At 71.7% G+C, this 4,745-nt stretch carries 3 protein-coding genes and 2 pseudogenes; 1 reads left to right on the top strand and 4 read right to left on the bottom strand.

Annotated elements, in window-relative coordinates; all coding sequences use genetic code 11:
* The 4 genes and pseudogenes from APM_RS22585 to APM_RS08605 form a co-directional block, all read right to left on the bottom strand.
* Positions 1-244: pseudogene (locus tag APM_RS22585) on the bottom strand (bifunctional anthranilate synthase component II/anthranilate phosphoribosyltransferase); the annotation flags it as partial.
* 72 nt (positions 245-316) lie between these two features.
* Positions 317-886 (bottom strand): annotated as a pseudogene (locus APM_RS22580) (anthranilate synthase component II); the annotation flags it as partial.
* Entirely contained in the window at positions 883-2,397 is a 1,515-nt protein-coding gene (gene trpE, locus APM_RS08610; protein WP_007422978.1) for an anthranilate synthase component I, read from the bottom strand. The pseudogene APM_RS22580 and the gene trpE, both read right to left, overlap by 4 nt.
* 10 nt (positions 2,398-2,407) lie before the next feature.
* Complete coding sequence (locus APM_RS08605) at positions 2,408-4,294, bottom strand: peptidylprolyl isomerase (protein ID WP_007422976.1); 1,887 nt, start codon at positions 4,292-4,294, stop codon at positions 2,408-2,410.
* A 111-nt stretch (positions 4,295-4,405) separates the two neighbouring features.
* Between APM_RS08605 and APM_RS08600 the strand changes: the two genes are divergently transcribed.
* A partial coding sequence (locus tag APM_RS08600) for a triose-phosphate isomerase (RefSeq protein ID WP_007422977.1) occupies positions 4,406-4,745 on the top strand: 340 nt, incomplete at its 3' end.

Below are 4,745 nucleotides of genomic sequence, written 5' to 3'. Positions count from 1 at the left end.
AGGTCACCGCGGTCGAGATGTTGAGCGTTCCCACGCCGTCGCCGCCGGTGCCGCAGACATCGATCGCCCCCGGCGGCGCCGCGATCGGCCGCATCCGCGCGCGCATCGCCCGCACCGCGCCGGTCAGCTCCGCCACCGTCTCGCGCCGCACCCGCATCGCCATCAGCATCCCGGCGATCTGCGCGTCATTCGCCTTGCCGTCGATCACGGCGCCGAACGCCGCCTCGGCCAGCTCCTCGGACATCGTCTCGCCCCGCCCCAGCCGGTCGAGCACCGGCTTGAGATCGGCGAGGATCTCGCCCGGCCCCTGGTTCCGCCCGCGGGCGATGCCGAGGAAGTTGCGCAGCAGCGTGTGCCCGTGCGCGGTGGCGATGCTCTCGGGGTGGAACTGCACGCCGAAGATCGGCAGGTCGCGGTGCCGCAGCCCCATGATCAGCCCGTCCTCGGTGAAGGCGGTGGGGATCAGCGTCTCCGGCAGCCCCTCGCGCTCCACGATCAGCGAGTGATAGCGCGTCGCCTCGAACGGGTCGGGCAGCGTCTCGAACACGTCCGAGCCCTGGTGCCGGATCGGCGAGATCTTGCCATGCATCGGCACCGGCGCGCGCACCACCCGCCCGCCGAAGGCCTGGCCGATCGCCTGGTGCCCGAGGCAGACGCCGAGAATCGGCACCTTGCCGGCCGCCGCCGCGATGAGGTCGAGGCAGATCCCCGCCTCGTTCGGCGTGCACGGCCCGGGCGAGAGCACGATCGCCTCCGGCCGCATCGCCAGCGCCTCCTCCACGCTGATCCGGTCGTTGCGGTGCACCGCGCATTCCGCCCCGAGATCGCCGAAGAACTGGACGAGGTTGAAGGTGAAACTGTCGTAGTTGTCGATCAGCAGGATCATCGGGCCGGCGCCTCGTTGGGGGTGACGTACTGGCCGGCATCCTCGGCGGCGCGGAACAGCGCGCGCGCCTTGGCGTGGCTCTCGGCGAGCTCGGCATCGGGGTCGGAATCGGCGACGATGCCGACCCCGGCCTGGACATAGAGCCGCCCGTCCCTGATCAGCGCGGTGCGCAGCGCGATGCAGGTATCCATCGTGCCGTTGGCGGCGAAATAGCCGATGCACCCGCCATAGAGCCCGCGGCGGCTGGGCTCGAACTCCTCGATGATCTCCATCGCCCGCACCTTCGGCGCGCCCGAGAGCGTGCCCGCCGGGAAGCCGGCGATCAGCGCGTCCAGCGCGTCCGCCTCCGGCCGGATGCGGCCCTCGACATTCGAGGAGATGTGCATCACGTGCGAGAACCGCTCGATCACGAAGCTCTCGGTCACGTTGACCGAGCCGATCTCGGCGACGCGGCCGACATCGTTGCGCGCGAGGTCGAGCAGCATCAGGTGCTCGGCGCGCTCCTTCGGGTCCTCCAGCAGCTCGGTCTCCAGCGCCTCGTCCTCGGCGCGCGTCGCCCCGCGCCGGCGCGTGCCGGCCAGCGGGCGGATCGTCACCGTGCCGTCGCGCAGCCGCACCAGGATCTCCGGGCTGGAGCCGACCGCCTGATAGGCGCCGAAATCGAGGAAGAACAGGAACGGCGCCGGGTTGATCCGCCGCAGCGAGCGATACAGCGCGAAGGGCGGGAGCGTGAATTCCTGCTCGAAGCGCTGGCTCGCCACCACCTGGAACACGTCGCCGGCAGCGATGTAGTCCTTGCCCCGCAGCACCATCGCGCGGAACTCGTCCTCGCTCATGTTCGAGGTCGCCGGCCCGGCCGGCGCGGCATGGCCCGGCAGCGCCGGCGTCGGCCGGTCGAGCGCCGCCATCGCCGCCTCGATCCGCCCGGTCGCGAGGCTCCAGGCCTCCGCCGCCGAAACCCCCGCGCGCGGCCAGACCGGTGCGGCCAGCGTGATCTCGTCGCGCACCGAATCGAAAATCGCGAACACCCCCGGCCGCATCAGCACGGCGTCGGGAATCCCGAGCACGTCCGGCTTCACCGCCGGCAGCTCCTCCATCAGCCGCACCATGTCATAGCCGAGATAGCCGACCAGCCCGCCGGTCATCGGCGGCAGGTGGTCCGGCAGGTCGAGCCGCGTCGCCGCGATCAGGTCGCGCAGGCTCTCGAAGGCCGGGCGCGGATCGGCCGCGTAGCCTTCCGCGTCCGCCGCCGGGTCGCGGTTCACGCTCACCTGGCCGCGGTCGCACCGCCAGATCAGGTCCGGCGCGAAGCCGATCACCGAATAGCGCCCGCGCGCCGCCCCGCCCTCGACGCTCTCGAGCAGGAAGGAATGCGCCGTGCCGTGCGCGAGCTTGAGGAAGGCGGCGACCGGCGTGATCAGGTCGGCGGCGAGCAGTCGCCAGGCCAGCGCGCCCCGCCCGGCATCGTAGGCGGCGCGGAAACGGGCGTGCTGGTCGGTCTCGGGTGTCATCTCGCTGGCCTCAATTGCTGATCTGGTTCAGCAGCTTCGTGTTGATCTTCACATGGTCGCGCTGGCGCAGCGCCGCGGCATAGGTCTGCAGCACGTCTTCCTGCATCGACTGGCCGAGCGAATCGGCCACCCGCTGGTGGAACGCCTTGTCGCTGCCCGGCTTCGGCTCGGCGATGTCGCTCACCACGCCGACGACGAAGCCCTCCTGCGTCTGCACCATGGTGGGCGCGCCCTTCTTGAGGCTGAACGCCACCTGGGCGAGCTGCGGCGGCACGCCCTTGGCTGGCTTCGCGCGCGTCATCGGCGCCGAGGTCGTCACCGTCAGCCCCGCCGCCGAGGCCGCCGCCGCCAGGGTCTTGCCACCCTTCACCGCGGTCAGCAGCTTCGCCGCCGCCACCTCTTCCTGCCGCTCCACCTGCGCGCCGGTCCAGTCGGCCAGCACGTCGGCCTTCACCTTGTCATAGGGCTTGAGCGCCGGCTTGATGATCCGGTGCACCGCGATGGCGTAATAGCTGTCGCCCGGCCCGCTCACCGCCTGCGGGGTGTTGCCCGGCGCGGTGGCGAAAATCGCCTTGACGATCGCCTGCCGCAGCGCCGCCGGCCCGGGAATCCCCGCCGGCTTGCCGTCCACCGCCATGCCCTCGCGGTCCACGCTCACCCGCGCCTTGGCGAGATGCAGGCTGGCCGGCAGCTTGCCGAGCGCCGTGCTGCCCGCCAGCGCGTCCTGCAGGTGGCTCAGCGTGTTGTCCACCACGTTGCGCGCCTTGCGCAGCTGGATCTCGGCGCGAATCTGGTCCGCCACCGCCGAGAGCGGCTTGTCGCCGCCGGCGACGGCCTTCGTCACCTTGAACACATAGGTGCCGAGCGCCCCCTTCACCGGCGCGGAAACCTCGCCCGGCGTCGCCGCGAACGCCGCCTTGGCCAGCGTGGCCGAGGGCAGGTCGGAGGGCTTCGCGTCGGTCATGACGATGGCGGTGGCCGTCGCCGCGGCGGCCGCCTTCTGCATCGCCGCCCAGTCGGCCCCGCCCTTCCACGCCTTGGCCAGCGCCGCGGCGCTCTTCGCATCCTCCGCGGTGATGATCTCGACGGTCCGCGTCGGCGTCTGCGCGAATTTCGCCTTCTCCTGCTGATACTGCGCCGCGATCTCCGCCTGCGACACCGCCTCGCCCCTGGCGATCAGCGCCGGCGAGAGCACGACGACGTCCGCATCGCGCAGCGCCGGCGTCGAGAACCGCCCCGGATGATCCCGCCAGTAGCGCCGCAGCACGGTCTCGGCCGGCGCCGGCGGCGGGTTGGCGGCGGCGAAGGGCAGCTGCGCGAACTGCACCGTCCGCTCCTGCGCGGCATAGGCGAAGATCTGGTCCACCAGCGGCGCCGGCGCGCTCACCCCGGCGGTCACCGCATCGATGATCTGCGACGTCTTCAGCCCGCTGGCGATCTCCGCCATGAACGCCGCCGGCGTCAGGTTGTGGTTGGCGAGCACGGCGTTGAACGTCGCCTTGTCGAACTTGCCGTCCGGCCCGTGGAACGCCGGAATCGCGAAGACCTGCTGGCGGATCGCAGCGGGCGGCGCCACCACCCCCATCCGCCGCGCCTCCAGCTCCATCGCCGCGCGGTCGATCGCGGTGCCCAGCGCCTGGTCGGCGAACAGCCGGCGCTCGCCCTTGCTCGGCTCGCGGCCGCTGTTCTGCGTCGCATAGGCGTTCAGCGTGCGCTGGTAGGCGGCATTCACCGCCTCGATCTTGATCGGCTGCCCGCCCACCGTCGCGATCGCGTCGGACGCGCCGATGCCCATCACCACGCTGGAGACGCCCCAGAACACGAACACGCCGATCAGCACGACGAAAAACGCGCGCACGATCCAGTTGTCGAGCAGTTGGCGGATCATCGAAAGCATGCGGCAGAACCCTCATCCAGCGGGAAAGCCGCGTCTTACCACGGGCGCGCCCGATTGCCACCCGGCCCCGCCTCGTCTACCTCGGTTGCGCCACGTCAGGAGGACAAGCGCATGCCCCAGCTGATCGCCGGAAACTGGAAGATGAACGGCACCCTCGCCGGCATTGCCGCCTATGCCGCCGCCCTGCGTCCCGCCTCCCCGGGCGCGGAGCTGCTGGTCTGCCCGCCGGCGCCGCTGATCGCCCCGCTGCGCGCCGCCCTCGACGGCGCCCCGGTCGCCCTCGGCGCGCAGGACTGCGCGGTGAAGCGCTCCGGCGCGCATACCGGCGACCTCTCGGCCGACCTGCTGGCCGAGCTCGGCGCCACCCATGTCATTCTCGGCCATTCCGAGCGCCGCGCCGATCACGCCGAATCCTCCGCGACCGTGCGCGAGAAGGCGCGCACCGCGATCG

Origin of the sequence: Acidiphilium sp. PM, from assembly GCF_000219295.1 — a bacterium.
In the GTDB taxonomy this organism is placed as follows: domain Bacteria; phylum Pseudomonadota; class Alphaproteobacteria; order Acetobacterales; family Acetobacteraceae; genus Acidiphilium; species Acidiphilium multivorum.
Note: the sequence above shows the minus strand (reverse complement) of the source record. Positions and strands in the feature narration are given on the sequence as shown.